2 protein-coding genes are annotated in these 1,367 nt (G+C 69.1%); both read left to right on the plus strand.

What is annotated here, in order from left to right; genetic code table 11:
- Nucleotides 1-188: 188 nt before the first annotated feature.
- Nucleotides 189-752: a dihydrofolate reductase family protein gene (locus ACQKIP_RS47490; protein WP_365856615.1), complete on the plus strand. Its 564-nt coding sequence runs from the start codon at nt 189-191 to the stop codon at nt 750-752.
- 191 nt (nt 753-943) lie between these two features.
- Nucleotides 944-1,321 (plus strand): VOC family protein, encoded by a 378-nt coding sequence (locus ACQKIP_RS47495; RefSeq protein WP_365856617.1) that lies wholly within the window; start codon nt 944-946, stop codon nt 1,319-1,321.
- The last annotated feature ends 46 nt before the right edge of the window (nt 1,322-1,367 follow it).

The raw sequence follows: 1,367 nt of genomic DNA on the forward strand, positions 1-1,367 counted from the left end.
CCTCAGAACGGTCCTGCACCAGACCCGCGGCTCAGTGATCGGCGCGGCCTACGTCGTCAAGGACGCGGTGAAGAAGAAACTCAAGTGACTCAAGTGACCCAACGGCCGGGTTGGCCGGCTGGCTGACCGGCTGACGGCGGCGCCCTGCGGTCGTACGGTCGAACCCCCCTGACCTAGGAGGACTTCGGATGCGCAACGTGACCTACTCGATGGGCGTCTCGCTCGACGGCTACATCGTCGGGCCCGACGGCGGCATCGACTGGACGGTGCCCGACGCGGAGGTCTTCCGCTTCTGGATCGACGAGATCCGCAAGGTCGGCGTCCACCTGCTGGGGCGACGGCTCTACGAGACGATGCTGTACTGGGAGACCGCCGACCAGGACCCTTCGCTCGACGACTCCATGCGGGAGTGGGCCGCGCTCTGGAAGCCGCTGCCCAAGGTGGTGTTCTCCACCACGCTGTCGGCGGTGCAGGGCAATGCCCGACTCGTCTCCGGCGGTCTGGCCGAGGAGATCGAGCGGCTGCGGGCCGAACCAGCGGAGGGCGACATCGCGATCGGCGGCGCGACGCTGGCCGCCGAGGCGGCCGCGTCGGACCTGATCGACGAGTACCAGCTCATGGTCTACCCGGTGCTGGTCGGCGGTGGCATTCCCTTCTTCGCCCGGCACGAGCGCCAGGTGAACCTCGAACTCGTCGAGACCCGCACCTTCGACTCGAAGGTCGTCTACCTCCGCTACCGCGTGGCGCGCTAGCCCACACCTGCCACGGCCGGTAGCTCGCCGCCTCGCCGCGTCAGCGGTGCGCCAGCCCCGGCACGCAAAATCACCGCGCTCTTGCTTGCATCGCCCGGTACGGTCGCGTTGCGAGACGGTCCTGCCGCCGGGAGCCCCTTGGGCCACGGGACCGCCGCCTGACAGCCCCCACACCGAGAGCGGGTTCGCCCATGGCATGCCGGATCAGTGAGCTTGTGCTCGATTGCCGCGACCCCGAGGCACTGGCGCGGTTCTGGTGCGAAGTCCTGGACTTCGTGGTGCTCGGACGTGAAGAGGACGACATCGAGATCGGGCCGCGCGAAGGATTCGGAGGGCCCCAGCCGACCCTCGTCCTCAGCCGCAGCGACGACCCCCGGAAGGGGAAGCTCCCGCTGCACATCGACGTCAACGCCACCGACCGCGATCAGGACGCCGAGCTCGAACGCCTTCTGGAACTCGGCGCGCGCCCGGCCGACGTCGGCCAGACGGGCGGGGAGTCCTGGCATGTCCTGACCGACCCCGAAGGCAACGAGTTCTGCCTGCTCAGGTCTCGCATCGACCCGGCCTGAACCGGCAGATGCGCGCCTGCGCGGTGCTGTGTGAAGAGGGTGCGCC

This window comes from Streptomyces sp. NPDC059900, from assembly GCF_050270335.1.
Lineage (GTDB): Bacteria > Actinomycetota > Actinomycetes > Streptomycetales > Streptomycetaceae > Streptomyces.